Raw genomic sequence first — 25,902 nt, forward strand, 5'->3', positions numbered from 1 at the left:
CAATTATTGACTCTGAAGGTCGTGTGATTGCAACTTGGGCTGATGTAATCAACCGCGCTAACCTGGGTATGGAAGTAATGCACGAGCGTAACGCTCACAACTTCCCTCTGGATTTGGCTGCTGGTGAAATTGCTCCTGTGGCTCTAACCGCCCCTGCGATCAACGGTTAATTCGGAAGTTTCGTTAAATCGGAAAGCGCTCTACCTTTTGGTAGAGCGCTTTTTAGTATGAAGGAGAATAGTCATGCATCTAAGAGGTTGTTTGAAAAGTCCTCTTGTTGGTAGCAAAACTTTTTAGATCCCCCTAAATCCCCCTTAAAAAGGGGGACTTTAATTCTTCCCCCTTTTTAAGGGGGGCTACGGGGTGACAAAGGACAGTCTTAACGATTGCAATTTACAATCTAGACGCGCATCAAGTTTAAATTGATGGATAAGCAAGTTCGTAGTAAGGACTTTAGTCCTGATTATTTTAAGCACTAAAGTGGTTACTACAAACCCTCAAAACTAACTTGACAAAGCTGATTATTTCACCGCATCGGTATTTTAGGTGGACACCAAAAGAGGTTTTTGCTGGAAACACCAAGGGATTCTAGAATTCCTCGCATTACCTCTGTGCAATACATCCAGTGTCCCAAATCGTCATACATCCGATCAGGATTAAACTCCACGTTGTAATGGAGTACATTGGGAAGGTCTAAAAACTCATCATCGCTTTGGGGAGAAAGAAGCAAGAGATGAAATGGCTTCCCCTGGCATTGTTTTTCCAGCTTGTTTATTAGATCAATCACACCACCGCGATCGCTAATTCCAGTGCGGACGAAAAGCACTCTGTCGCAATGCCGCAGTGCGTACCAAAACCTTTCAGAGCGTGCTGTGTACCGAACGCGCATCCGTTCATGGACGGCAGACATATCCTTCGTTGGGTCGTCTGTCTCCTCAACTTCATGGGCAAAGGATAGACCCGACCACTTACTGTGGTAAATTCTACCTGCGTCGGGACTGTAGTGCAGAAAGCCGGGGTTCCACATATCAGAAAAACCGTTTTCGATGGCATCTGCAACATCTCCAATATTGGTGGTGCGGGTTAGATCAAAGGGAAAGGCGGGGCCATCGTACTCCATCTTATAGAGCATCATGCGGACGGCACAGCGATCGCCAAGGGGAAGAATGGCTACACGGTTGATATCTGATAACTGACATTTGTATTGGAAAAACACTGCTGACTTGGGCGGTGCTTTCACACGACTTTCTAACCCATTGTTGCCAATCATCATGGTGCGAAAGGGGGCATTGGGATCAAACGGATCTTCATAGACACCCGATGGCATGGCTTTAAGTGCGTTGCAAACCTCTTGCCACATGGGCTGGATGTTGTAGTCATTGTCTGATTCGTTGATCACCCAGAGGTGGCCTTCGTCGGCTTGTAAAATCCCCAAATGCCCGTCATAGAACAAAACTTGTGAGTTGTGCGGCGAAAAAAGATTGAAGGCGGCGCTATATTCTAGGTCGGCACTAGGGGGAATGTTTACTGTGGTTGCGATCGCGCCATCCTCTTGCACGACCAAGAAGGGGAGCGTCCCTGGCTGGGTATTCTTGGCAATGTAAATACCTGGGATCAATCCTACCTGACTTTGCAGTGCAGTTTGTAGTTCCTGCCAATAGGGAGCAATGGTGTAGCTATATTGCGATCGATTAATGATTCGTAAATGCTTCTCTTCGATACAGACAGAGACTTGAAAGCCGGCATTATCAAAGTAAATGGGAAATTCATTCGGTTGCTGGAACCGTTGTTTTTCCTTTGTTAATTCGTGTTTGTCCATGTCGAAGAGATGCAGATCGATCTGCTGATACATGAGGCTGTGACCGAGAGTGTTCGGGTGAGACGGGTCGAAGGATGTCCCCGCTTGCCATCGTCCTTGCCCATCATCCACGGCTGCCAACCAATTCAGTACGGTTACGCCCCAACTTAACATTCGGTCATGGGTGTCTCGGATCAGCCAGTAATGTTCGAGAGAATAGTCGCCATTGGGATAGACTCCGCCCAGAATTGGAATAGCTCCGATATCGCGTGTCATTTTCACAAGCTGCTGCAAACCGCTTTCAAAGCGACGTTGTACTGCTCGTCGCTGGTGAGGGGGACAGTAAGCTAACCCTTCATTGCCCAGAGACAGAGCAATGATCACAACATCGGGTTGTTCTGGAGTCACAACTGACTCAAATCGAGCGATCGTTTTGCTGACATTCGCCCCCACCTCCGACACATTCACGAGTTTATGCCCATATTTTTGTTGTAAAGCCTGTGCCAACAACCAGACCCAACCTTTCAAAAACCAGGCTTTATGACCTAATGCGACGGAACTGCCAATGACCACGATTTTGAGCCGATCAGCCCCTTCGTCCAGGGGCATCTTGACAACAGGCTCCTCAATGTATCCAAATGGGTAAGGTTGTAAATAACTGAATGCGCCATCATCCACAATAATCGTGCTGGAATGCTCCTTAGAATCAATGGGAATCCATCGATTTGTATCTAGTAAGCTCTCCCATTCTGCGTTACCTTTTGCATCGAGACGTATGTACTTGTATTCAACTCTCTCGCCATCGCCTGACTCCAAAGACGGCTGAATATCAATTTCTATATCTGTCCACCATATAGGATAGCGATCGCCACTTGTACGTAGGTGGATACATTTGGTGATGTCCCACAGTCCCAACTCTGGAGTAGAACCTACAATACCGATGGATTCACCTCTTTGCGTGTATGCAAGTATCTGGAATCGATACATAAAGTTTATCCTGATTTAGTGAGTACGATACCAAACAGTCAGGCTGAATCCTTAAACCTAGTTTGAGAATATCACATAGAACTCTTAAGAATCCGGTATCATCTTGGTAAGTATACGGAAGCTTTGATTTACATCACCCAAAGCTGGAGGCGTAAAGCGTTTCAAAAATTAAATCGGATTTCTATAGAATATTTAATACTTTTTAAATAAAAATATTGCATTAAGACTCTTAGTACAACTAAGAACAAATAAAAAAAAGGATAAGATTAAATTAAATTTTTTCTTAAATGTCGTGTCAAGAGAATCAAGAAGCAGGGGTATTTCATTCTAGACATAAACCACCCGGAACTGAAGTTCCGGGCTCATAGCTAAAGTCCGTTTTAACGGACTATGACCTTTTTTCAGTCGTCTAAAGACGACTTTCGCTATTAGACTCAGAATTCATTCTGAGGCGGGCTAGATGAGAATGAAATAGCCCTGGGGTTTCACTGCATTCAACTACCTTGATTAGGCGGTATTTCTTCAGGTGGTGCTTCCGCCGGGGGAGCGAGTACCGCATCCGGCGCAATTTCTTCTACCGGAATCAGTTGCTTGTCCCCAATTTCAATATCAGGTTGCGCTGCTTCCACCAATTCAGGAGATGGGGGATGTGGTGGAATCGCTTCTGGTACACTCTCGGTTTTTGCTTCGGTGTCAGTAGTAACTGTCTCCTCTGCTGGTTGTTCTGGTATGGCAGTAGTATTGTCGATCATCTCAACAGTAGGTTTGTCAGCCACAACAGAGGTAATGTCTTCAGGTTTGGGGGTTGTGGGTATCTTTTTACTCCCAGTTTGTTGCACCTTGTCTTTCGCGCCACTGAAGGTGCTACTAAGACCTTTTTGCAACTGGCCCAGCCGTTCCTGAAGAGACAACTTATTCACCTGTTCCTGAATGCCAGTTTTCACCGTCTCAGGACTGGGTGCTTGGGTTTGTTGTGCCTGGGGGGTCAGTTGGCGACGTAATGATAGAGTTTGCCAGCCAAACCAGACCAAAAGAGCCACACTAGCCACATGACCGAGCAACAAACCTCCAGTAATACGTGGTGCAAACACCCATAAGACTAAGGCGTAGAAAAGTCCTACACCACTCCAGATAAAGTCATTCTTGCGGTGGATTTCTGGAAAAAAGAAAGCTGCTATGTAAATGGCTAAACTACCAAGACCGACCACCAAAGCTAGGACATATGCCAGCATTATTTGGTTACTCCTTACTGCGTCCTTTGACTATTTCAATTTTGCAAATTTTGCTAGTCAATTGTTGATTTAGATACAAATTAAAATTAATTATCCGTGTTAGTTGCGGATTTTTGTCGTTTATTCAACTCTTAAGGTCTTCTTTAGGGGAGAACGGAAAATATCGGACTACCCTTAAAGGTAAAAGGATCTGCAAGAGTTAGCCAGAAATTTTTTATGACACTACAAAGCTTTGGTGTGATTGGATTAGCCGTTATGGGTGAGAACATCGCTCTCAACGTGGAGCGCAATGGCTTCCCAATTGCAGTTTACAACCGCTCCCGAGAAAAAACGGATGCGTTTATGGCGCAGCGTGCTACAGGACGGAACGTCAAAGCCGCCTTTAATCTAGAAGAATTCGTCGCCTCATTGGAACGTCCCCGCAAAATTCTAGTAATGGTACAAGCTGGTAAGCCAGTGGATGCGGTGATTGCTCAACTAAAACCCTTGTTAGACGAAGGCGATATCATTATCGACGGTGGCAACTCTTGGTTTGAAGATACAGAACGACGCACTCAGGAATTAGAACCCGCAGGGCTTCGGTATCTTGGTATGGGTGTCAGTGGCGGTGAAGAAGGGGCGCTGAACGGCCCTTCACTGATGCCTGGAGGTACAACAAGCTCTTACGAGTTTCTATCACCAATTTTCAACAAAATCGCTGCCCAAGTCGATGATGGCCCCTGTGTAACCTACATTGGCCCTGGTGGTTCTGGCCACTATGTCAAAATGGTACACAACGGCATTGAGTATGGGGATATGCAGATAATTGCTGAAGCCTACGACTTGTTGAAAAATGTCGCTGGATTAAACCCTACTCAGCTACATGACGTGTTTGCTGAATGGAACACCACCGACGAACTCGATTCATTTTTGATTGAGATTACGAAGAATATTTTCCCATATATTGACCCAGAAACAAATCTACCCCTGGTGGATTTGATTGTTGACGCAGCAGGTCAAAAGGGAACTGGACGCTGGACTGTGCAGACTGCGTTGGAATTGGGAGTCTCTATTCCCACAATTACAGCAGCAGTTAATGCCCGGATTATATCTTCGATTAAAGAGGAGCGGGTTGCAGCATCTAAAGTCCTTACAGGCCCCAGTGGTAAGTATGACGGGCAAACCAAGGACTTTATCAACAAAGTACGCGATGCTCTCTATTGCTCAAAAATCTGTTCTTACGCTCAAGGGATGGCGTTGCTATCCACAGCTTCAAAAACATATAACTGGAATTTGAATCTGGGCGAAATGGCGCGGATTTGGAAAGGTGGTTGTATTATTCGCGCTCGCTTTTTGAATAAGATTAAGAAGGCTTTTAGCGAAAATCCAACTTTGCCTAACTTGCTGTTAGCTCCGGAATTTAAGCAGACAATTCTCGACAGACAGACTGCTTGGCGGGAAGTGATTGCCACAGCTGCAACACTGGGAATTCCAGTACCCGCATTTAGCGCATCCTTGGATTATTTTGACAGCTATCGCCGCGATCGCTTGCCTCAAAATCTAACTCAAGCACAACGCGATTACTTCGGCGCACATACCTACTTGCGTCTTGATAAGCCCGGAAGTTTCCACACTGAATGGGTACCCATTGCTGAAGCTGAAAAGTAAACTTTTACACCTCTATATCAGGATATTGTGAAAAGTTAAAAAGTTTCAGAATACAGTTTTAAGGGTGGCTCTGAGTTTCAGAGTCACTTTCTTTTTAACGTGAGAATCGCCACTCAACGCATACGCACAAATATTTTTGTCTCTCATAGGACTTACGCAATAACTCTCTGAAACTCTTATTCCTTTGTGTCCTTTGCGTCCTTCTCCCAAGGGGAGACGCTACGCGATTGCGGTTCGTTTTTTCATTATTTTGGGTAAGTCCTGCCTCATAAACCAATCGTCATTCCCAGAGTCATTGCAATACGGTTCGGTTAAGACTAAAAATAAAAATGTGTAGGTTGGGTTGAGCAATGCGTTACCCAACAAAGAGAAAGAAAATGTTGGGTTTCGTTCCTCAACCCAACCTACGAATATTCACAAAGCGTGCAGTATTGGGGTTCTTCGGGTTTAGGGACTTCCAAGAAATAAATTACTGGTGTTGTATAAAAATAGAAATACTTAGCCAAAAAAGCCACCTAAAACTAGGTGACTTATCTATGATTACAATTTGATTAAAATGATTTAAATTCTGAACAACGATTATTCATCAATACAACTGGGAATGCCCAAAACAGCACAAGGGAAATTACGACCTAGTGCCTCAATCATCGGATGATTGACAGATTTGCAACCTACAAATAGGATATCGGCAGTCTCTGATTCCACAACTTTGTGAAGTTCTGTGGAAATGCAGCCAAACCGCAAATGAGATTTAAAGCAACCTTGCCATTCTTCAGCCAAACTTCGGGCTTGCCAGAGAATTATATCTGCTTGTTGCAGGGGAGTTACCACGGTCTGCAATTTGGGTTGAGTTAATACCAGTGTGACAGACTTTGATATTTCACTGACTTGACATTCCAATGAAGATTGTTGCATTGGAAAGCTCAAGATGTTTGGATGCTGGCTGCTTTGATTTTCTTCTACTACATAAACGGCTTCAACTGTGACCTCTGCATTAGTGGCTAGACGCGTTTGATGGGCAATCCAAAAGGCGATATCTAGTGCTGTATGACTGTTAGGAGATGCGTCATAGGCAACAATTAAGTTAACTGCTTTCGCTTCTTGAGGTTTTTTAGAAAAAGGTTTTTTTGGTTCTGGCAGCAGTACCATTTGTTCAATTAAGTCATCTCGACCTATGGCACTTTGTAGACGTGCTAACATTGGCTTGATTTGCACAGCTTTACTTCTCCCAATGAAATGAATTAGCATTGAGTTGCAGGGGGACAAATTTTGGATTTTAGATTTTGGACTTCGGCTACGCTCAGTGGAACGATTTGGGATTTTAAATTGAGTGAGGATAACCAAAACTTCAAATCTGAAAATTAGTCAAGGAAACCCCAATAATAACTGTATTACAGCCAAACTTTTGGGGGTTCCTTCCATTGCCTACGGAGTTAGCTGACGGGCTAAGACTGGAAGGTGTCTCTCTCTTATAAGTGCTGAGTGCTGTTAGAGATAGCGGGGCCTTTAGCCCGTGCTAAGTACTGAGTTAATATTAATAATTGCTAACTTCTAACTCTTAACTCTTCACTTTCTATGAGATACGCCCCACAATATGGTTCCTCCGCTCCAAATGCAGCTTTGATGAATTTGAATTAGGCTACCCGCTAAAAAAAATGATAATCTAATTTACTCGTCTTGGGCAAAATATCGATCAAGGAAATTTAGGGCGTGGTTGCGAAGTTCAAAATATTCTTTTGAGTTTCGCATGGCGGTGCGATCGCGTGGATGTTCAAAAGGAACTTGTAATATCTCTCCTATAGTAGCAGATGGGCCATTGGTCATCAAAACGATGCGATCGGACATATAAATTGCTTCATCTACATCGTGGGTAATCATCATCACTGCTTGACGATTATTTTCCCAAATATCCAATACCTGACGCTGCAATTTGCCACGAGTTAGCGCATCTAGTGCCCCAAAAGGTTCATCCATTAGCAACATTTTGGGACGAATTGCTAAAGCTCTGGCAATACCTACTCGTTGTTTCATACCTCCAGAAATTTCGTCGGGATATTTGTCAGCCGCCGCCGTCAAGTTTACCATTGCCAAGTGTTGATTTACAATGCTGATTTTTTCAGCCCGATTAGCATTTTTTAACACTTCATCCACAGCTAACCGGATATTTTCTCGCACTGTTAACCAAGGTAACAGCGAATAGTTCTGAAATACCATCATCCTTTCGGCTCCTGGCTGACGAATTTCTTGTCCATCTAGCCTTACTGAGCCGGAAGTGGCTTTTTCTAAACCAGCTACTATCTTTAGTAGGGTTGATTTTCCACAACCGGAGTGACCAATTACAGAAATATATTCATCTTCACCAATTGTCAGATTAACACCATCTAAAACGACAAAATTATCTTTATCAGGTGTCGGATAAGACTTGACTAAATTTTCAATTTCTAAAAATCCAGGGCGGGTAGGAACTTCGCTCTGGGTATTCATAGGTAATGAGGTATATTCCATCATCAAACGCTCCGGAAATAATTTAGTCATCAGTCAATATTTAAACTTAGTATTTAAGACATGAAAAAGCGAGTGGGAGCGTTAGCCCTGATGGCAAAACTATTCAGATAGCCTACGGGATCACTGGGGTCGAAGCCTTTCTTATCTATAAATACTTCTGGTGGTTCGACTTTGTAATCATCCTTGGGACACTTGATGCCCATTTCCGATGCTATCTCGCGATATAAATCCGCTCTCCAGCCTTGTTGAGCCACTTTATCAGCATTTTTAGGGAATTGATGAATTTGTCCCCACCGCGCTGCTTGTGTCATTAACCAGAGACTTCTCGATCTCCACAAAAATGTTGAGTGTTCTCCTGGCTGTTTGGGAAGGTTGTCAGGAATATCGAAGAAAATCGTGGTGTCAGCAGCTTTGATGGTGCGGTCTTTACCGTCGAAGCCGCCATAGTTGTAGTTACCGAGAATTCCAGGACTTGTAAATTTCGCGATTGGGGCATCTTTATTTTTTGGTCTAGCACCTGTAAAGGAACGGTCTGTAATCAGTTCGGCTACTTCTTGGCGGTTTTCTGCTTTGCTGCAATACTGACAAGCTTCAATCATTGCCTTCACCAAGGAACGATAGGTTTTGGGATATTTGTCGATGAAAGATTCCATCACCCCTAAAAGTCGATCTGGGTGTCCCAACCAGACTTCTTTGCCTTGTGCAAAGGTAAAGCCGATGTTTTCATTACCTGTTATTGCTCGTGTGTTCCAGGGTTCTGCAACCATGTAAGCTTGCATTGCACCAATGCGCACATTTGTCACCATTTGCGGCGGCGGAACGATGATGACGCGAAACTCCTTGAGGGGATCAACACCAGCAGCGGCCGATACGTAGCGGACAAAGTATTCGTAAATGGCAGAACTCAGCACTACCGCCCAAACTCTCTTTTCTGGCGGTTGCTTGTCAAAGTAGCCTCTAAAATCGCGCCCAAAGGCATCTAAAGCGCCATCACCATATTGTTCTTGGTATTCGTACCACGGACGCAGGCCAAAATCCCACATGGCTTTGTTCATGGTCATGGCATTACCGTGGCGATGGATGGTCATGGCTGCACACAAGGGGGCGTGGCGTGCGCCTTCGGCACCAATCCTGGCGTTGGTGACGGCACCGGATACTACGGGTGAAGCATCTAGGCGACCAAATATTAAACCGTCGCGGGAGGTGGCCCAACTAGCTTCACGGTTGAGTGTGACGTTTAAACCATATTTGCGGAAGAAGCCTTTTTTCCAGGCGATCGCAAATGGCGCACAATCATTAACGGGAACGTAACCAACTGTGATATCTGATTTTTCTAGGTCTTGGGATCTAACTACTGGTTGTACAGCTAAGGCTTCTTCAGTTACTCCTTTGGCGGATCTATCTCCTGAAATCGCACAGGAAGATAGTGCTATTCCGGTTGTGGTTGCTCCTATTCCTTTGATAAAGTCTCGTCGAGTCCAGTTATGATCACCCATTCTTTTAGCTCCATTGGTGATTACTTACTCATGCCCCAGGCGTAGAGTATTGTTACATCTTGCTGTTTTAATACAATACAGTTCAGTTAAGGCTAAAACTCTTTGCCAAAGTCAATTTTTTTAACGTAGACGCTTCGGCTTGCCGCAGGCTACCGCAATCGCGTAGCGTCTCCCCTTCTCCCAAAGGGAGAGGCTAGCGCCAAGGGAGAAGGACGCAAAGAAAGAGAAGAAAGAGAATAAAGAAATCCGGGTTAACTGAACTGTATTGTGTTTTAATATAGGACTAGTACCGCAAGGCGGAAGTCAAAAGTCAAAAGTCACCCATGCTTTAATTTTAGGCTTTCTGGCTATTTTAAATGGTAGGTTTATTTCCGCCGACCTGTACTAGCAGCAGAATTTTGTTAGTTAGAAGTTTTAGGGCGGTGGGTTACTAATTCTTGGATTTTGCCCACGGCATAATCTAAAATTAACCCAGTTAAGCCAATTATCAACACAGCTAAAAAGACTGAACTCAGGTTTAAGCGACTCCATTCATCCCAGACAAAAAAGCCGATACCAACACCGCCTGTGAGCATTTCTACGGCAACAATTACTAGCCAAGCTATGCCTAAACTAATTCGTAAACCTGTAAAAATATACGGCAAACTTGCAGGCCAAATTATTTTTGTAATTCGTCGCCAACGGGGCATTTCTAAGACTCGTGCCACATCTAAATAATCTTTAGGAACACTAGAAACTCCTAAAGCAGTATTAATAATTGTTGGCCATAAAGAGGTAATAAAGATGACAAAAATCGCTGAAGGCTCTGCTAAATTGAAAATTGCTAAGGCGATGGGCAGCCAAGCTAGGGGTGATACGGGTTTAAAAATTTGAATGATGGGATTGAGCGCTAGCATTGCCGATCTGGACATCCCAATTAAAAATCCCAGAGGAATCGCTACTACCGCACCCAACGAAAAGCCCAGTAATACCCGACGCAGACTTGCTATCAACAACCAACCAATTCCTAAGTTACCTGGGCCTCTTTGGTAGAAGGGATTTAAGATGTAGTCTAGATTAGCGATTAACGCTTCTGGTGGCGTGGGCATCAATTCATGGTTGGCAAGTGCAACAATCCACCACAGGACAATTATTCCCAAGAAGCCCAAAACAGGTAGAATGAAGACATCTCTAAGGATGACGGGCTTGGTCTTTTTCCAAGCAGCTTGCCCTGCGATCGCTGCGATCGCAGCTAAATTCAATTGAAATATCATTTTCGACCTCAACAGATTTAAGTGCAGGTACAAAAAATCCGAGCAGTACCAGCCTTGGACACTGATGAGATTGAAACATTATAAAAATGCCGTCTCTTCAGTCTCCTCTCAATGCCTACGAAGTTAGCTGACGGGCTAGAGCTGAGAGATGCTCTTCTGAAGAAAGTTATGAGTTATGATTTATGAGTCATGAGTTGAATATTTGGTAAAGCAACTTCTAACTCCTCACTCTCAAGTTTTTACTTTCTCTGAGATACGCCCCACAATTTGGTTCCTCCGCTCCAACTTCACGTACTGTGATGTGATGGATTAGGCTGACTTACTCTAATGGATACTAGCTATCGACAATATAGCATCAATACTCACTAAAAGCCAACTGTATTATTATACTACCAGTGATTAGACATCTGGTAGAAATTAAATATGCGTTACCCAGAACCCTTGTAGAGACGTAGCAGTGCTACGTCAAAACAATTCTTTTTGACCAGATGTCTATTCAATAATCAAATCTGATTCCTATAATTAATCTCGCAAATCAAAGAATATATAAAATCTATTTCTTTTGGTAGTTGATTTCAATCGCTAAATTTGCTAAATAACATTGCACTCGCTAAACTAATGGCATATCTAAGTTTACTCATCTATCTCTTAGGTGAATTTTAACATAATGGATTTTAGTCAAGTACTGGCTGAAAAAACGGGCATTGTCCTCGATAAATGGATTGTAGCAGTTCGCAAAGATAGACGGATTGAAAGTGCTGATGACCTATCTTATACAGCCGTAAAGGATCACATCCCTGATGTTTTGAAAGCAATGGTAACGGTGCTTTCAACAACTCAGGATAATGATATTCAGTCCATAGTTACTGCCAGTTTCCAGCATGGAGCTATTCGAGCCGAACAAGGCTTTGATCCAGCAGAAATTGCTAGAGAATATCATCTCCTGCGCACAGTAATATTTGATACTATCCAACCGAATTTATTGAGTGGAACGCCTGTAGAGATCATTCGTTCCATGCGTTTGATTGACGCTATCATAGACGAAGCGATCGCTAGGTGTTTCAAGAGTTATGTTGAAGAGCGCTTGCGAGAATTACAGCAGTTGCAGTCAGTACTAACGCTTCATAATGAGGAACTGACTCGTTTAATTAGCGCTAATCAAGAGTATCTTTCCCAACTAGCCCACGAATTAAAACATCCTCTAACTTCTATTATTGGTTACTCGGATTTGTTTCTACGTCAACAACGACGAAAAACTGAGGTGAAAGACACTTCTGGGAATTTAGAACATATTGAGCGGGTACTACGTAATGGTAGACAATTACTACACCTGATAAATGATGTATTAGAACTTTCGCGGTATGACGCGGGACAAATAAAACTCCAACTAGCGCCTACTGATGTGGGTGAATTAATCAATCATGTATGTGAAATGTTGGAACCTTTAGCTGCTGGTAAAAATTTAAAAATCGTAGTAAATTGCGATCGCTTGTGTGAGACACGCTATGCCAACGCCGAACACACTCCTCAAGAGATAATCACAGATTCTTTTCAATTGCAACAGATTATCACAAATCTTATTAGTAATGCAATTCGTTATTCAGAGTCGGGGACTGTTACTATAATGTGTGAAATATTGGAGAATCAGAGATGGGCCATGGCAGTTTCCGATACTGGAATTGGCATTCCGCCGGAAAACCAAGCCCAGATATTTGAACCCTACTTTCGCGTGAGTTCTAGCGATCGTTCCTATCTTCCTGATAGTACAGGATTGGGATTAGCGATCGTCTCCCGCTTAGTGAAACTACTACAAGGTCAAATTAACCTAGTTTCTCAGGTAGGCGTTGGTTCTACTTTCACGGTAATTTTTCCCTTAAAAGTTGAGAAAAGCAAGGGCGACTTTTAGTCGCTAAGTAAGTCGGTGAAAATAAATCAAACTATGTGACGAAACGTAAATAGGCTTGAAACCCTTACTAATGACGAATGACTAAGGACAAATGACAGCCACCACCAGTTATCTTTAATTGGGCCGACCTACTTACTTCACAAATTCCAAATACCCATTGCTAAGTTCTTTCACCGCCAAATCATAAAATTGCTTACCGTGTTCAGGTGTTGCTAAAGCCGGATTTGATCCCATGCGTCCATCTGGATAATGTACTCGAAAGTCAACTGCGCTATAAATTCTGTGTCCACCTGCAACTTCTGCTGAAAGGGGTGCTTGCTTAATCGCCTCCGGATAAACGTACTGCGTAAGAGCAACTTCACTTGGCGTTGCATGAGAACCTTCTTGATCCCCATATAATTCTTTAGCTAGCTTATATACAGAACCGCACATAAACCAGTTTGCCACTTGACATTGTACCTGTTGAGCATTGGCAATTTGCAAATCTTCTAAATGAGCGTAAATTTCTGAGAAAGCAGCTTTGAGAGTGGCGATATTACCGCCGTGTCCGTTGATAAAATAGAACTTGGTAAAACCAGCTTTGGCTAAACAAGTTACATAATCTCGTACTACTTGAATTAAAGTGCTGGGACGCAAACTGATTGTGCCCGGAAAAGCAGTATGATGCAGTGCCATTCCCACATTGATTGTAGGCCCAACGATCGCTCCAGTTGCATCACCCACACCAGAGGCGATCGCTTCTGCACAAATAGCATCAGTCCCAATTAACCCCGTTGGCCCATGTTGTTCTGTGGAACCAATAGGGAAAATAATCCCCTTTGACTGCTGTAAATAAGCTTCGACTTCTTGCCAAGTACTTAAATGCAGTAACATTTGTGATGAATTTCCTCTATAAAATTGCGGTGGGACGAAAGCTTTTTTGCAGAAAAAGGATTTTCTGTAATTATAGCGGTTCTCGTTTGCATACAATAGACATCTGGTAGAAATTAAATATGCGTTATTCAGAACCCTTGTAGAGACGTAGCACTGCTACGTCTCTACATTCCTTTTCGGAGATGTCTAATACACTTTGACCTCTCTCCAAACCTCTCTCCTAAAAGGAGAGAGGCTTTGAATCTTACTCCCCAACGCTAGTAGGGAAGGGGCTGGGGGTTAGGTCTGTATTAGACATCTGGTAAAAATTAAATATGCGTTACCCACAACCCTTGTAGAGACGTAGCACTGCTACGTCAAAACAATTCTTTTTGGGAGATGTCTAATCATCACAGTCCAGTTAAGTACGTTGGTGCGAAAAAAGTCAAGTATGTTACGAAACGTAAATAAGCTGAAAACCTTTACTAATGACAAATGACGAATGACAAATGACAGCCTTAGCCAGTTAACTTTAGTTGCGCCGACCTACTTAAAGCTAAAACTCCTTGTCTGTTACTCCCTCCAACTCCTCATCTGTCAACTCATATAATTGACGCAACTTATCCAACTTATCTGTATCACCTTGCCAGAAACCCCGCCCATGCGCCTCCAACATTCGGCTTAAAATATTGCGAAAAGCTTCAGGATTTGCCTTACGTAATTTATCCGCCATCTCTGCATCTAACGCATAAGTATCTGCGGCTTGGTCATAAACCCAATCATCGGCAAAATCGGCAGTAGCACCCCAACCAATCAACGCCGTCATCCGTTGGGAAATTTCAAAAGCACCACCAGAACCTTGATTCGCCATCGCTTGCGCCCATTTAGGATTTACCAACTTAGTGCGATACTCCATTCTGAGTAAATCATCTAAATTGCGGGGTGTAGTATCCTTCGAGAAACTTTCCACAAAACTGGTTGTAACCTTCTTACCGCCTTGTTTTTCTGCGGCCCTTTTCAACCCGCCAGTATTAGCGTAATATTCCTGAATATCAGTTAAACCATATTCTACAGAATCGATTTCTTGAACAATGCGATCGCTAGTTTTTAACAAAGTATTCAACACTTCCGGTCTAGCTCGACCTTTATCTTCTCTCCCATAGCTAAAAACATTGCGACTTTGCCAAGTATTCCCCAACTCCTCACCAGATTCCCAGTTACCATCAACCACCCGATCATTTACCAAAGAACCAAAATCACCCGCCGGATTAGAAAACAATCTCGCCGATGCATTTTCCACCCCTTGAGCTTTTAAAGCTAAAGAATGTCTTCTAATAAAATTTTGATCTTCCGATTCATCAGCATCAGCTGCCCGTTGAAATAAATCATCCAACAATTCAATAATATTTACAAAACTATCCCGAAAAATGCCCGACAAATTACCCAACACATCAATGCGGGGATGTCCAACCTCCGCCAACGGCCTCAACTCATAACGAACAACCCTACCAGTTCCTTCCTTAACAGGTTCAGCCCCCACCAACTCCAACAGAATCCCCAAAGATTCACCCTTAGTCTTAATAGCATCCAAACCCCAAAGCATCACCGCCACAGTTTCAGGATACTTACCATATTCATCCAAATGCTGGGCAATAATTTTTTGAGCAACTTCCCGCCCCCGTTCATACGCCGCAGGTGAAGGCATCCGATAAGGATCTAAAGCATGAATATTCCTCCCCGTAGGTAACACACCAGCCCCATCGCGCAACAAATCCCCACCAGGCGCAGGCGGAATATACTCCCCATTCAACCCCCTCAACAAATTCGTCAACTCATCCGTACATTGCATCAACAAATCCCTAATTACCCTTTCCTCCTCCTCCCTCTCCTCTCTGCGTTCTTTGCGCCTCTGCGGTTCGTTTTCTTCCTCCTCCCCCCCAAAATAAGCCTCCAAATACGACCCCAACTCCTCCTCATTCGGGCTTTCCCCCAAAACATGCAACCCAGAAGAAAACAACCGATTTTCTAAAACCTGCAAATATTCATACAACTCCAGCAAATAACCATCAAAAGCATGACCACTAAACATCCGCACATTCTCCGGACTAAACGCAATCCCCAACCTTTTCGCCTCAACAAAAGGACAATCTGCATCCAAACCAGAGTCCACAATTTTCTTACAAATCCCTTCCTTCAAGACATAATTCTTTTGTGGATCTTCGCGATACTCCAAAATCAAATCACGCAACATCACCAATTCCTTATACAAACCTGCACGACCATAAGGCGGTACATTATGAGAAATCAACACACCATAACCGCGACGTTTTGCCAACATCGATTCCGACGGATTATTCGCCGCATATATATATAGATTAGGCAAATTTCCCAACAAAATATCCGACCAAGAATAACCCGTATTACCCAACGGAGAACCAGGCAACCATTCCACCGTACCATGCATTCCAAAATGAACTAAAGCATCAGCTTCAAAATCATTTTGTAACCATTTATAATAAGCAACATATTGGGGATGAGGCGTTAAATCCCGTTCAAACATTAAGCGCATCGGGTCGCCTTGTATACCCAAAGGTGGTTGTACACCTATCCAAACATTTCCTAATTGCACACCACCAATCTGAAATTCATCGCCATAAGTTTTAATTCCAGTTCCCGTGAGAGATTTCCATTGTTTTTCGATGCGAGATGTTTGCAGATATCCCAGCCATTTTTCTAAAGTACGGGCGTTAACAGACACGGGGATATTTTTTGGATCATCAAAAGTTTCATCCGCTTCTTTCACCCAGCGAATTAATTCTTCCCCATCTTCGGGTAAATCTCCAACAGTGTAACCTTGTTCTTTAAGTGCGTAAAGAAACTTCAGCAAACTACGCGGCACATTTAATAATGCAGCTGTGCCCACAGCACCATAACCTGGAGGAAACCCATATAAAATAATTGCAATCTTGCGTTCAGATGCAGGTTTTTGCCGCAAACCCACCCAGCTTTTTACTCTACCAATTAATCGCTGCACCCGTTCGGGAACCAGATAAATATTTTCGCCCACCAAACCACCGAGGGGAACGGTATCAATAGCCCCATCCAATTCTGGTAAAGCGTACAACACCACACTTTGCAATCCGCCGACACCTTGGCGCGTCCACGAGGAAATATCTTGAATTAATAGTGGTGCGGCAACAATATAAGGTACATTCTTGGCAGTGAGGATGCGCTTTGCTACTTCGATCTGACGCCCTGCTTCCATTGAACCAGCCGGGCCACCCACCAGAGGAAAGCCAATTGTCGAAACGATCGCATCTACTTTTACTGCTTCACTAGAAAGTGAGGCAGTCTCGATCTTACCTAGTTGTCGTTGTTGAATTTCATAGTCGGTTGTCATCCAATCTCGTACCGCGACGTGTCCTTCTACGCCGTTGATGAAGATGGGTAAAGGAGTTAAGCCGGCTTTTTCAAAACTACGAATTAGTTGGGGAATGTAGGGTTGTTTGGTGATGACGTGTTTTCGGTAGAGGAGAATTCCTATAACTGGGGATGAGGGGGATGGGGGGGATGAGGGGGATGGGGGGGATGAGGGGGATGAGGGGGATGGGGGGGATGAGGGGGATGAGGGGGATGGGGGGGATGAGGGGGATGAGGGGGATGAGGGGGATGAGGAATACACATTACCTATTCCCTTCTGCTGATACCACTCTAGGTATGCTTTTGGCGATTCAAAAAATCCTGGATAGTCGGGGTGGAGTAATCCGATGTTGGGGGTTTCGACTAGGGCGGGAATGTCGCCGACTTTTAAACCTAAGTATTTTTCTGCTAGTGTCCAGAATAATGAAGCGACGTTTTCTGGCCCGCCAGCATTCCAGTAACCATAGATAATTAACCAGTTGCGTAAGTCTTGGACTTTTTGCACTGGCACGTATTTCAGTAGTTTGGGGCCGATTTTTAAGAAGCTGATGTAACCAGCGAGTTTGTCTTCTTCTCTTCCGTTGCTAAATTTGTCGAGGATGAATTTAACTGGTTTAGGCATTCCTTTGGGCTTGTCGCCAATGGCAAAAATACCCAGCTTGGTTAAACTCATCAATTCCAAAGCTGACTCAAAGACTAGACGGATGGGAATTTGGGCAATGCGATCGCGCAACCACACAACTTGGTCATAATCAAATAGTAGGCTACCGAAAAACACATCAGCGCCATCAAGTGCTGCTTCTACCTCGGTGCGAATGCTAGTAAGATCGCGATCGCTAAATACCCGAATATCCAACTCAGGACAGCGAGAGTTAGCCAAAAAAGCTGCTTTTCTATACAAGTCAGCGTTAAACGATTCAAACCCAGCAACCAAGACGATGCGTTTCATGCCTGTAAGCTACGAAATATTTCTTTACTTAAATTTTAAACTCGCTCACAGGTTGATTGTTAAATATCTATCCACAGATTCTGGTCAGTAGTTCCCTGAAGGAGTTGGCACTTCACTATCATAAGACTTACGCAATAACTCTCTGAAACTCTTATTCCTTTGTGTCCAACTCTTACGAGACGCACTTGCGTTCACGTAGTGTCTCGTAAGAGTTGGCGCTAGCCTGTGGCGAGTGGGAGAAGGGGAGACGCACTCGCGTTTGCGGTTTGTTTTTTGATGATTTTGCGTAAGTCCTGCATCATCTGCTGAAAATAACGTAGCTATTGCTAATAAGTACTTTACCAAAGTTATTAACCAAACTTTGTCTATATAATTAGAAGAGTTTTGAACTAATGTCAAAACAAGTAAATTGAGGATGAAATCATGAAATTTGGAATTGATAGCGGCCACAATTGCCCACCAGATACAGGAGCTAGAGGAATTAAATTTGAGGATAATTTAACTCTAGATGTAGGTAATAGAGTTATCGCCAAGTTAAGAGCTTTAGGAAATGATGTCGTAGTATGTAAACCTAGTAGTGCTAGCACAGTACGTGAATCGCTTTCAAAAAGATGTTCTACAGCTAACGCCAGTAAAGTAGATATTTACGTCTCGATTCATTTTAATGCTTTCAACAGCCGAGCTAACGGCACAGAAGTATTTGCAACTAGTGAAGATGGCAGAAAAATTGCTAAACCTGTATTAGATGAAATCGTCAAATTAGGATTTTTTAATCGCGGCGTTAAGAGTGGTTCTCACTTGTTTGTTTTGAAAAATACAGATATGCCTGCGATTCTTGTAGAATGTTGCTTCATCGATTCGCAAAAAGATATGAATCTTTTTAATCCGGAAGCGATGGCTAATGCGATCGTCAAAGGCTTAACTGGTAAACTGCCAAGTGTTGCTGTTAAGCCCGTACAAGATGAAGAGGAGAATATAGATACCACTATTCTCAGACTGCAAAAAGCCTTAAATAGACTCAAAATAACTGATAAGAATGGTAAGGCGTTAGTTGAAGATGGCATAAGCGGGGCTAACACCAAATCTGCCGTCGAAAAATTTCAGACTATTGTCGCAGTTCAGCCGACTGGAATTGCTGATAATGCCACATGGAATGCCATAAATCTAATTTTGGCAAAACGAATTATCAGACCAAACCATGCTGGTGGTGCAGTTGTCAGATACTTGCAATACCGTGTAGGTGTTGATAATGATGGCGTCTATGATCCGCAAACAGAGGTTGCAATTAAGAACTTTCAAAAGCAAAATGGTTTAGATGTCGATGGGATTGTCGGGCCTGCTAGCTGGCAGAAATTTATTGGTTAGACTAGACCCTTTGGATAAATCAAAAACAAGAACCCCAAAGAGTCAAAGCTAAGTAGGTTGGTGCAATTAAAGCTAACTGGCTAAGGCTGTCACTTGTCCTTTGTCAATTGGTCATTAGTCATTAGTAAGGGTTTTAATCATATTTACGTTTCGTAACATAATTGGGTTTTTTCGCACCAACTTACTTATACTTTATCTCCCCTTAGAGGATGTTTAAATCAGTGAATAGTTGAAAAGTATTGGGCGAATAGAATTCGCTACTACACAAGCTAAGTCCACCTGCGTGGACTAATACGAAATCAAGGTTTTTAACCTGCGTAGGTGGTCACTGAGCTTGTCGAAGTGCAGGTTTTGTTCGTATAGCCGCGACTTCTAGTTGCCCAGCGAGTAATAAATTAGACTTACGCAAAATCATGAAAAAACGAACCGCAAACGCGAGTGCGTCTCCCCCTGGGAGAAGGACACAAAGGACACAAAGGAATAAGAGACCATTTATAAAGTAAACCTTAAATTGTAGGGTGCGTTAAAGCTCAATACAGTTCAGTTAAGCATTTCTTTCTTCTCTTTGCGTCCTTGGCGTCCTTGGCGGTTCGTTAAAAAAACTGACTTTTACTCAGAGTTTTAGCCTTAACTGAACCGTATTGCGTTAAAGCTGAGAGTACGGCACCTGGAGATATGGTGCGTTACGGCTAAATTAGACTTTCTCAAACCCTCAAATTCCTACACAGCCGTAACACACCCTACTTAATATTTACTACTTAATATAGGACTACTATTTGATTTCTGAACAGATACGTAGGGTGCGTTAGCGTTTCGCGTAACGCACCGAATCCTTAAGAATGGTGCGTTACGCTGTCGCTAACGCACCCTACAAATACTTAATGTTGTTCAAAAATCAAACCGGATTCCTATATAGGAATCCTAAATGATATGTGAAAAATTTTAAGTAATTTAGGGTAGGCTTTGGCCACCAAAACCCGGATATGGTGGGCAAAGCCCACCCTACGTGTATTTCAAAAATCAAATAGGAGTCCTATATTTACTTTATAAATAGGCTCTAAGAGACATCTCCAGAAATTAAATATGCGTTACCCAGAACGCTTGTAGAGACGTAGCACTGCTACAGTCTCTACATTCTTTTTCGGAGATGTCTAAGGTTTTAGAGAGTTATTGCGTAAGTCCTAAAGTCCTCTTCTTGGTAGCAAAACGTTCTATAACCGCTTTTCTGGGGTTCAATTTTTTTCTGATGTCATCATTAACCTTCGGCACTTTCAGCGCGAACGGGAATTACAATTCCTTCCCGCAGCAGGGCGGCTGTAAAAATCTTCCGAAGAACGCGCTGAATCTGAAGATGTTTTCCTGGCTTTACTTTCGTTAATGTCCGCAGCAACAAGTTAGACTTTCCGAGACTTTCAACTCCATCCACCTGTGTGCCTTCGAGTACATCTGGGTCATCTGCTTTTAACTGCTGTCCCACCTCTTCAATAACTTTGTACACATGGGTCAAGTTAGAATCATAAGGCACACCAACTTCTACTACTGCAAAGATGTACTGTTTGGAGTAATTAGTAATTGAACCAATATCCCCATTGCGAATAATCTGTAATTGACCATTGGGATGTCTGATGCGGGTGGTTCTCAGTTCGATTGCCTCAACGACACCTTCGACAACTTTCTCTTCGGCTTTTCCAGCCTCGATATAGTCACCCACTAAGTAGTAGTTTTCAAACAGAATAAAGAAACCGCAGACGATATCATTAATGAGTGTTTGTGCCCCTAAACCCACAGCTATTCCCACAATACCAGCACCAGCGAGTATGGGAGTTGGATCAATGTCAACAGTGTAGAGAATGAAGATACTAGCACTAAAGTAAACTAAATATTGTAAGAAACTACGTAAAAGAGGAACGAGCGTTAAGCGTCTACTTCTTTGAATCTCAGTCAGATTCTGGTCTTTGTACAGCACCTCTTCAACAAATAAGTAAACGACTTCAAACAACACACGGCTAAAGAAGATGATGCCGATGATCTTGATAATTCGCGGGCCAAAAATGGCAACATTGGCGATTAACTGCACTTGTTGAATCACTAATGTTACCATGCAGATATAAATCACAAATTCCAGACACCGCTTTAAAAAGGGTATCAGGTGTTGAAGGCGATCGTAGAATCTTAGGAGGTTATCAGGGTTGGAGTATCTGACGCTGAGAGCATCTAGGCTATCAACGATCGCAGCGACTGCTTTGAGTATAAGCAAGCCGACGGCAATGATTAGATAGATTCGCAACGCAATGTACAAATATTCCGAAACTGTCGCTGGCAATTTGAGAAACTGGGTACACAAAATGACCCCCCACAGCCAGATTCCACCACTGACTCTCTGATTAAGGGAGCTAAAGAAAGTATCGATGCTTTCATCATCGGCAGTATTTTTTTCTAAGTTCTTGGCGCGAGTGCTAGCTACTGTCAGCCAATATTTTAAGAATTTCAGAGCGATCGCTGCTAAAATCAAAGTGCCAATGCTCTGAAGAGTGCCAATTCCTAGTGTTACCCAAAATCCTAATGGAATACCCTCAATCAATGAGAGCGTGTATTGGTGAAGGTTTTCGCCGCGATAAACTAGATAACCATTAGCACCGACAATCACAATACACGCCACTAAGCAGGTAAGTAACAACAACCCTGTTATATTCCGGCGAAGGTTTTTGATATTCCTATTTTCACTCTTTAGTATAGAAGTGTTAGTTAATAGCTTGAATAACTTGCCTAAAAGCCAGTTCAGTAATAAAAAAACAAAGATTACAAGGCTGACTTCAACCAAGATGATTAATATATTCATGTCTGAGTATAAAACTAAAGTAATTTAATGTGATCACAACTTACGCATCATACATATGTACTATAGGAAATTTGGGCTTTTGAGCCAAATCTAACACCCAAAGCAGTCAATATGCGACCAAATTAGGGTTATGTTCTGCGCCTGAAACCTTGATTTTGCGTATTACATATTATGGTTAATTTGTATAGTGCTTAATAGCCCTTTCAAGGTGAGTAAAAATTTTGGTCAATAAATTTCTCTTTAAGCTCTATACTCCGTGTCCTCTGCGCCTAACAAGGTTAAAGAAATTACTTTTTAACCGCAGAGGCACAGAGAGCGCAGAGAGAAAAACAGAGATTTTACGAGTCACCTTGAAAGGGGTAGTCCTAGTATTATCAAAAATCTATTGAGAGTATTAGGATATCCCTATAAATCGACGATAATTATTTCATCTAATCACAAATTATCAAGCTATTAACCTTTTGAGGGTGAGTTTGCCTTGTAAGATCCCAGAGATATCGAGTAAGTCTTCAATTAGTTGAGCTTGCAATTGAGCATTCCGCTCGATGGTTGCGATCGCTTGATGAGGCGATCGCTGCACATTGGTGTCAACTTAAGTCATAAAGCTCATTCCACAGTCATTTTACCCCTCCCCGCTCTTCGGTAAGGGAAGTTTTGGCTTTAGACAAAACTGGGGTGGGGTGACGCGGATAGTGATGTAAGCGAGTGGACTTAATATCACTTGATTACAGGGCTTTCACGTTAAGTTGACAGGAATGATCGCTGCCAAACACCGCAAGGTAGACTACTAAAAGACACTACTAAATAACACTTCTAAATAACACTTTGTCTGCTGTATGACGACTGTATAGCTACGTAATTACCATGAATATCTGCTTTTAGCAGTAACATAGTGAAACAGCAGCGCTGATTTGTACTACTTTACTTATTCTAGTTTTGTTTCATTTTGGGAATATGAGTAAACTAATTCCAGCCATCAGAGTCAAAAACTTCAGCTTTTATTACGACACTCAAAAGATAGTTGAAGGCGTGTCAATGGATATTTACCAAAACCAAGTCACGGCAATTATTGGTTCTAGTGGTTGTGGTAAGTCTACTTTTCTGAAATCGTTAAATCGCATGAGTGAATTAGAAACAGAAGTAAGGGTTGAAGGGAAAGTCGAATTTTTTGGCCAGAGTATTTATGAGCGTCGTGTCAATATCAATCGCTTACGTCGCCAAATTAGTATGGTTTTTCCCAAGCCAAATCTTTTTCCCATGAGCGTTTACGATAATGTTGCTTATGGGGTGAAATTAATTGGATGGCATCCGAAAGTAGAATTAGATGGGATTGTTGAATCTGCCATCAAAGCCGCCGAACTTTGGGATGAGGTGAAAAATAAGCTGCACAAACCTGCTTTAGAACTTTCTGGTGGTCAACAACAAAGATTATGTATTGCCCGTGCTTTAGCAGTAAAACCGAACGTTCTTTTGATGGATGAGCCTTGTTCAGGTCTTGATCCTATGGGTAGTATGAAAATTGAGAATCTGATCCATAACTTGCGCTCTGAGTTGACAATTGTCATTGTTACTCACAATATGCAGCAAGTTACTCGCCTATCTGATTTTACGGCTTTTTTTTCTAGTAATGAAAATGGTATTACTCAAATGGTTGAATTTGGTACTACAAATAAAATCTTTACTAACCCCCTAGATTGTCGCACCCGCGAATATGTTTTCGCCCGCGTCAACTGAGGTGTTTCTATTCTACCTATTTAGAGGTCTACCACATGGTAACAAACGGAAATTAGGAGATGAACTATCCCTATAAACCACCTGAATTGCAAAATCAGGACTTACGCAAAAATCGCCGAAAAGCTTAATTTATCGAACCGCCTTCGCGCAGCGTCTCGTAGAGAAGAATTTGTAGAGCGTGCGTAAGTCCTAAAAATGATATGTCCTTCGTGGAAATCTACTTCAGGTAGAGTTGGCAATGGGGTAGGATGCGATCGCCATCATATTATTTCTGTTTTTATTTCAATATATTAAGCGTTTGTTCCCTGCTTGGTTGCTGTATAGTAGTATTGTTTTTAGACTTAGAAGTTTAGACTAAAACTTAAGTCAATTTACTTTATCTAAGTAAGTCGGTACGTTAAAAGCCGTATATGCTTAGTTTTGTAAATAGGTTGTAATCACCTAAGAGGTTGTTTGAAAAGTCTTCTTGTTGGTATCAAAAGTTCTAAATCCCCCTAAATCCACTTAAAAAGGGGGACTTTGATTCTTCCCCCTTTTTAAGGGGAGCCAGCGCGGTCTTTGGGGTTTCCCCCATGAGCGACTGGCGTGGGTTAGGGGGGATCTAAAAGTGCCTAAAGTCACAGTGAAATACTTTTCAAACATCCTCTAATACTAAGCTTTTCCCTGATTTTCAGTTTCGTCACATAAGTTTGTTTTTTAACCCTGACTTACTTAAATGGTAGCAAGGCTTTAAGATTTTGCTCTGTCAAATAGACTAGAAAAGGAGTGAATTAACTCTACCTCATGTCTAGTAAGACTTTTGAGCTTCCAGTATTAAAATTAGTCGAAACTTCAGTAACAAGTTGATCTGACAAGAAATTATTTCCAGAAACTTAAGTTAATTACAATGAAGGACAAAACCCATGTCAAATATCAACAATCTCACTTCTGTTTCTAACAATGCTGTTGTTGGTCAAGAACAACTGTTCACCGAATTAACTCTCGAAGAAGGAGCCGTTATTGAAGGTGGACTCCGCTTTAATCTGGGAAATAAATCGGATATTGAGGTCAACTATGATATTAACGGAATCAAAGGCTTTTTGAATCCTGATGAGGAAAAGACATATTCCTTCTTCCGGGCACCAACTGTTAGCTTCGACTCAAAGATTGGGTCTGGCGTTGTTTTAAAGAGAGTAAAACTAGTTCCAGGAAACAATAATTTTGATCGTATTGGCAAGACTTTAATTTTAGGTACTGGTGGTGGTGGTTTTCCAGCACCTAACATTGTACCTAACACCAGTGCCTAAGGGGGATCTCCAATTGATGTTGCACCTTAACTGAACGGTATTGAGTTATAGCCAAGCAATCAGAAATTTGATCTCAGAAGCTAAATGCTTAATCAAGTCGGCTCATTTGAACCGACTTGATTTTTTCGTTTAACCGCGTTCGGTAAGCCGTAGAGTTGGCAATGCGGTAGGGTGCGATCCAATACTGCGCAGGTTTTGGCAAAAAAATAAAAAATGTGTAGGTTAGGTTGAGGAACGAAACCCAACCGAAGGGCGGGGTTTGTTGGGTAACGCATTGCTCAACCCAACCTACAAATATTAAAAACCTACGCAGTATTGGGGTGCGATCGCCACCCAATACGGTTCGGTTAAGACTAAAAATAAAAATGTGTAGGTTGGGTTGAGCGTAAGCGAAACCCAACAAAGAGAAAGAAAATGTTGGGTTTCCTTCCTCAACCCAACCTAGCAATATTCTTAACCGAACAGTATTGGATCGCCACCATATAAGTAGTTAAACAAAACTAATTACAGTTAGTAACTTTATAGACAAATATCCTCAAGCCACTTTTCCCGGAGTGACCCGGAATGGGTAAACTGCAATACCCTCTATCCCTAGACCAAAGGCCGCTGGGATTACCTTTCTTATAATATTGA

General features: G+C 42.5%; 16 protein-coding genes, 1 pseudogene and 2 riboswitches. Of the genes and pseudogenes, 6 read left to right on the forward strand and 11 right to left on the reverse strand.

Translation table 11 applies throughout. The features are described 5' to 3' along the window. Positions 1-170: pseudogene (locus LC605_RS18850) on the forward strand (photosystem II q(b) protein); the annotation flags it as partial. A 356-nt stretch (positions 171-526) separates the two neighbouring features. Here LC605_RS18850 and LC605_RS18855 read toward each other — a convergent pair. Further along, positions 527-2,785: a DUF1796 family putative cysteine peptidase gene (locus LC605_RS18855; protein WP_229549046.1), complete on the reverse strand. Its 2,259-nt coding sequence runs from the start codon at positions 2,783-2,785 to the stop codon at positions 527-529. A 494-nt stretch (positions 2,786-3,279) separates the two neighbouring features. Continuing rightward, entirely contained in the window at positions 3,280-4,017 is a 738-nt protein-coding gene (locus tag LC605_RS18860; protein ID WP_229549047.1) for a Ycf66 family protein, read from the reverse strand. Positions 4,018-4,233: 216 nt separating this feature from the next. Between LC605_RS18860 and gndA the strand changes: the two genes are divergently transcribed. After that, the gene (gene gndA / locus LC605_RS18865; protein ID WP_229549048.1) at positions 4,234-5,664 is read left to right on the forward strand and encodes an NADP-dependent phosphogluconate dehydrogenase; all 1,431 of its coding nucleotides are present in this window, start codon (positions 4,234-4,236) and stop codon (positions 5,662-5,664) included. A 579-nt stretch (positions 5,665-6,243) separates the two neighbouring features. On the opposite strand, the gene LC605_RS18870 is transcribed toward gndA, so the two are convergent. The 4 genes from LC605_RS18870 to ntrB all read right to left on the reverse strand — a co-directional run bounded on the left by LC605_RS18870 (position 6,244) and on the right by ntrB (position 10,918). Beyond that, positions 6,244-6,864, reverse strand: coding sequence for a universal stress protein (locus LC605_RS18870; RefSeq protein ID WP_229549059.1), 621 nt, complete (start codon positions 6,862-6,864; stop codon positions 6,244-6,246). A gap of 210 nt (positions 6,865-7,074) precedes the next feature. Continuing rightward, positions 7,075-7,315: riboswitch (cyclic di-AMP (ydaO/yuaA leader) on the reverse strand. A gap of 17 nt (positions 7,316-7,332) precedes the next feature. Continuing rightward, complete coding sequence (locus LC605_RS18875) at positions 7,333-8,169, reverse strand: ABC transporter ATP-binding protein (protein WP_229549060.1); 837 nt, start codon at positions 8,167-8,169, stop codon at positions 7,333-7,335. 53 nt (positions 8,170-8,222) lie between these two features. Continuing rightward, complete coding sequence (locus LC605_RS18880) at positions 8,223-9,665, reverse strand: ABC transporter substrate-binding protein (RefSeq protein ID WP_229549049.1); 1,443 nt, start codon at positions 9,663-9,665, stop codon at positions 8,223-8,225. A gap of 401 nt (positions 9,666-10,066) precedes the next feature. Next, complete coding sequence (gene ntrB, locus LC605_RS18885) at positions 10,067-10,918, reverse strand: nitrate ABC transporter permease (protein ID WP_229549050.1); 852 nt, start codon at positions 10,916-10,918, stop codon at positions 10,067-10,069. Positions 10,919-11,015: 97 nt separating this feature from the next. Beyond that, positions 11,016-11,244, reverse strand: a riboswitch (cyclic di-AMP (ydaO/yuaA leader). A 341-nt stretch (positions 11,245-11,585) separates the two neighbouring features. Here ntrB and LC605_RS18890 point away from each other — a divergent pair. Next, positions 11,586-12,824 carry a HAMP domain-containing sensor histidine kinase gene (locus tag LC605_RS18890; RefSeq protein ID WP_229549051.1) on the forward strand — a complete coding sequence of 413 codons (1,239 nt, stop codon included), beginning with the start codon at positions 11,586-11,588 and terminating at the stop codon, positions 12,822-12,824. 132 nt (positions 12,825-12,956) lie between these two features. Here LC605_RS18890 and LC605_RS18895 read toward each other — a convergent pair whose 3' ends face one another. Next, positions 12,957-13,697 carry a creatininase family protein gene (locus tag LC605_RS18895; RefSeq protein WP_229549052.1) on the reverse strand — a complete coding sequence of 247 codons (741 nt, stop codon included), beginning with the start codon at positions 13,695-13,697 and terminating at the stop codon, positions 12,957-12,959. A 535-nt stretch (positions 13,698-14,232) separates the two neighbouring features. After that, positions 14,233-18,045, reverse strand: coding sequence for a magnesium chelatase subunit H (bchH, locus tag LC605_RS18900; protein WP_229549053.1), 3,813 nt, complete (start codon positions 18,043-18,045; stop codon positions 14,233-14,235). A gap of 423 nt (positions 18,046-18,468) precedes the next feature. Here bchH and LC605_RS18905 point away from each other — a divergent pair, with 423 nt between their 5' ends. Then, positions 18,469-19,410 carry an N-acetylmuramoyl-L-alanine amidase gene (locus LC605_RS18905; protein ID WP_229549054.1) on the forward strand — a complete coding sequence of 314 codons (942 nt, stop codon included), beginning with the start codon at positions 18,469-18,471 and terminating at the stop codon, positions 19,408-19,410. Between the two features lie 1,255 nt (positions 19,411-20,665). Here the strand turns inward: LC605_RS18905 and LC605_RS18910 are convergent. Then, complete coding sequence (locus tag LC605_RS18910; RefSeq protein WP_229549055.1) at positions 20,666-22,249, reverse strand: mechanosensitive ion channel family protein; 1,584 nt, start codon at positions 22,247-22,249, stop codon at positions 20,666-20,668. Positions 22,250-22,694: 445 nt separating this feature from the next. Then, positions 22,695-22,829: a hypothetical protein gene (locus LC605_RS33015; protein WP_267868589.1), complete on the reverse strand. Its 135-nt coding sequence runs from the start codon at positions 22,827-22,829 to the stop codon at positions 22,695-22,697. A 374-nt stretch (positions 22,830-23,203) separates the two neighbouring features. Between LC605_RS33015 and LC605_RS18915 the strand changes: the two genes are divergently transcribed. Then, positions 23,204-23,983 (forward strand): phosphate ABC transporter ATP-binding protein, encoded by a 780-nt coding sequence (locus tag LC605_RS18915; RefSeq protein WP_229549056.1) that lies wholly within the window; start codon positions 23,204-23,206, stop codon positions 23,981-23,983. A gap of 902 nt (positions 23,984-24,885) precedes the next feature. Then, positions 24,886-25,269 (forward strand): hypothetical protein, encoded by a 384-nt coding sequence (locus LC605_RS18920; protein WP_229549057.1) that lies wholly within the window; start codon positions 24,886-24,888, stop codon positions 25,267-25,269. An 88-nt stretch (positions 25,270-25,357) separates the two neighbouring features. Here LC605_RS18920 and LC605_RS18925 read toward each other — a convergent pair whose 3' ends face one another. After that, complete coding sequence (locus LC605_RS18925) at positions 25,358-25,717, reverse strand: hypothetical protein (RefSeq protein WP_229549058.1); 360 nt, start codon at positions 25,715-25,717, stop codon at positions 25,358-25,360. Positions 25,718-25,902 lie beyond the last annotated feature (185 nt).

The sequence above is a fragment of the Nostoc sp. CHAB 5836 genome, assembly GCF_020829445.1.
GTDB lineage: Bacteria > Cyanobacteriota > Cyanobacteriia > Cyanobacteriales > Nostocaceae > Nostoc.